This is a genomic window from Photobacterium sp. GB-50, from assembly GCF_003026755.1.
Taxonomy (GTDB): domain Bacteria; phylum Pseudomonadota; class Gammaproteobacteria; order Enterobacterales; family Vibrionaceae; genus Photobacterium.
The window spans coordinates 1-3,557 of sequence record NZ_PYNX01000042.1 but is presented as its reverse complement, the minus strand read 5'-3'; the positions used below and the strand labels follow the sequence as shown (position 1 = coordinate 3,557).

The 3,557-nt window shown below is 36.0% G+C and carries 3 protein-coding genes; all 3 read right to left on the bottom strand.

Annotation, left to right across the window (positions count from 1 at the left end):
• Positions 1–311: 311 nt before the first annotated feature.
• Positions 312–1,373: a hypothetical protein gene (locus C9J41_RS21520; protein WP_107208801.1), complete on the bottom strand. Its 1,062-nt coding sequence runs from the start codon at positions 1,371–1,373 to the stop codon at positions 312–314.
• 151 nt (positions 1,374–1,524) lie between these two features.
• Positions 1,525–2,565 (bottom strand): sel1 repeat family protein, encoded by a 1,041-nt coding sequence (locus C9J41_RS21515; RefSeq protein WP_107295010.1) that lies wholly within the window; start codon positions 2,563–2,565, stop codon positions 1,525–1,527.
• A 104-nt stretch (positions 2,566–2,669) separates the two neighbouring features.
• The coding region (locus C9J41_RS21845; RefSeq protein ID WP_158259690.1) for a hypothetical protein at positions 2,670–3,557 on the bottom strand (888 nt) is incomplete at its 5' end.

The following is a 3,557-nucleotide window of genomic DNA, read 5'->3' as shown; positions in this document are numbered from 1 at the left end:
ATATCAATAGAAGGGTTGATACTTGATATCGGGTTTTCTGATAAAAATTGTTCAAACACAGCAATATCGGCTTGTTGAGGTGTTGTTGCTTTTGAGCATCCATTTAAGACTAAAAAAGAGAAAACTAATAATAGGGTAGTAATATTTACTTTCATGCATTTAAGGCCTTAACGGACTGAGAAGCTAATTGATTTTAATGCATAATTGTACATCTAATCTCTGCTGGGCAATAATTTGCTCAAGGTGATTAAGAAGCGCTTCTTAAATATCTAAGAAGCGCCCTAAGATCAATTAAATTGATGGGTGAAAATTTATTGTATATCTAAACGTGAGTAAAACATTGTTGCGTGAGCACCATCGATATAAATCACTTTTTTTACCGAATCTGCTTTTTCTTGAGCCTTTTTATTAGCAGCAATTAAGGCGTCTTTTTCTTTAGGTGCAATAACTTCATGCAAACCAAAAGAACGTCCGTTTTGTAAATCAAGAGCTTTAGCGACAATATATTTTTGTGTATTATTTAATGAGTTATTATCTAGGCTATTTAATTGGTATAAATTCCATGCTGCATTTGAGCCTAATTTTATACCCTGCTCTATGTAATTAAGGTAGCTTTCTCCACCTTCACGACCACTTTGTACCTCATTACCTATAAGCCCCTCAATAGCCGGTACAAAGTTATTAAACCGCGCATAATTAAGAAGATTCACAGCCATAGCTTCCATGTTTTTATTTGGCTTATCTTCATTGATAATTTTATTCGCATACTCTACGAGCGGGTAGTAATAATGCTTTTCAGCAGATTGAATAACCGCATCAATATACTCCTTGTGGGTTAGGTCAGGTTTCAATGTAGTGCTGTAATATACGGCACGAACGTCGCCTGTTTTGGCTTTTTCAGCAAAGAGTTTTTGTGCTTTCTCCACCCATTTTTCACTGCAATCATTCGGGAAGTACATTTGGCATTGATGGTTATCAGGTGCAAAAAATAATGCCGCATATGGATTACCTAACTCTGCCGATTGTATAAGCATCTTACGAGCGATAGGTGTGCTTTTAATACTTCCCGAGTATGAGATTAAAGCCGTCCAATAAAGTGCATCGGGGTCATTTTTATCAACAAGCGGTTTCAGTGCTTTTTCTGCTTTTCCCCAGAGATTACGCTGAATATTGAGTACCCCTTCAAAAAGTGGATCACCAGGCATATAGATACTTGCTACATCAATAGATGAACTGATGCTTGAGATCGGATTTTCTGATAAGAATTGTTCAAATACAGCAATATCGGCTTGTTGAGGTGTTGTTGCTTTTGAGCAACCGGTTAAGGCTAAAAAAGAGAAAACTAATAATAGTGTACTAATAGTTACTTTCATGCATTTAGACCTTAACTTAGCGGACTGAGAAGCTGATTGATTTTAATGCACAATAGTACACCTAACAATTACTGGGCAATAATTTGCTTTAATCATTGATTAAAAAAGCGCTTCCTGTTCATTTAGTAAGCGCTCAAAAATTAAAAAATAATTAACCTTCAGGTACGTGAGCACCATCAATATAAATCACTCTTTTTACCGAATCTGCTTTTTCTTGTGCCTTTTTATTCGCAGCAATTAAGGCTGCTTTTCCTTTTGGTGGGATAGAAAAACTAATGCCGTAGTCGTAACCATTAAATAACTCACTCGCCTTGGCTATGAAGTATTTTTGTTGGCTTGATAAGGATTTATCATTAATGCTATTTAATAGATAAACTCGCCATGCATGGTTTGAGCCAATGTTTATTCCTTGTTCTGTAAGACTTTTGTACTGTTCACCTTGAGTACGTTTTTTTTCACCCTCATACCCCATCAAAGCGTCAATAGCCGGTATAAAGTTATTAAATTGCGCATAATTAAGAAGATTCACAGCCATAGCTTCCATGTTTTTATTTGGCTTATCTTCATTGATAATTTTATTCGCATACTCTACGAGCGGGTAGTAATAATGCTTTTCTGCAGATTGAATAACCGCATCAATATATTCCTCGTGGGTTAAATCTGGTTTCAATATTGTGCTGTAATATACGGCACGAACGTTGCCTGTTTTTGCTTGTTCTGCAAAGAGTTTTTGTGCTTTCTCTACCCATTTTTCACTGCATTCACTGGAATAGTACATTTGACAAATATCGTTTTTAGGCGAAAAAAACAATGCTGCATAAGGGTTACCTTGTTCCGCTGATTCCATATATAGCTTTTTAGCTATAGGGTTGTTTTTAATACCCGTTCCCCATGTAATTGATGCTAACCAAAATTTTGCGTCAGGATTTTGGTTCTTTGCCATCGGCTCAAGTTGTTTCTTTGCCTCAGCCCAAAGATTACGTTGGATGTACAAAACACTTTCAAAAAGTGGGTCATCTTGCTGGTATATACTTGCGATATCAACGGTTGGACTTACTGATGATATAGGATTTTCTGATAAAAATTGTTCAAATACAGCAATATCGGCTTGTTGAGGTGTTGTTGCTTTTGAGCATCCATTTAAGACTAAAAAAGAGAAAACTAATAATAGGGTAGTAATATTTACTTTCATGCATTTAAGGCCTTAACTTAACGGACTGAGAAGCTAATTGATTTTAATGGCGTATAGTACACCTAAAAACAATTAGGCAATAATTTGCTTGAGGTGATTAAAGGCTAATAAAGAACTTGATAATGAGCACCATCTATAAAGATTACTTTTTTTACCTTATCTGCCTTTTCTTGAGCTTTTTTATTCGCAACAATTAAAGCGTCTTTTCCTTTAGGAGGAGTAACAAAGCTTATACCGAACTCATCACCATTAAATAAATAATTTGCTTTAGCTACAATATATTTTTGTGTTTCAGTTAGGGAGTTATTATGACGACTAAGTATACTATAACCACCCCATGCGTCATTTGAACCCATTGCAATGCCCTGCTGCATAAGTTCCTTGTAAAGAGGGCCTTTCATTCGCTTATGTTTACCTTCGTGATTCATTAAAGCATCTATAGCAGGAACAAAGTTATAAAAGCGTGCATAATTAAGAAGGTCACTAGCGAGTTCCTTCATTTCTTGATTAGATTTTTCTGATTCTCTTAAAGTAATAGAGTATTCAACAAGCGGGTAAAAATAGTGATTGTCTGCTGCACTAATAATGGCGTTAATATATTGCTCGTGGGTTAAATCTGGTTTTAATATCGTACTGTAATATACGGCACGAACGTCACCTGTTTTTGCTTGTTCTGCAAACAGTTTTTGTGCTTTTTCTACCCACTTCTCACTGCATTGTTTTTTAAAATACATATTACAATAGCGGCTATCTGGTGAAAAAAATAGAGCGGCATAGGGGTTACCTAACTCTGCTGCTTCCATTAACATTTTTCCGGCCTTCGGAGTATCATATATGCTCGAACCGTAGGTAATGGTGGCTAACCAATACATCGCTTCTGGATTTTTTTTATCAGCTAAAGGTTGAAGTGTTTTTTCAGCTTTTCCCCATAACTTACGCTGAATATTCAAAATCCCCTCAAAAAGTGGATCACCAGGCTGATAGATACTCGC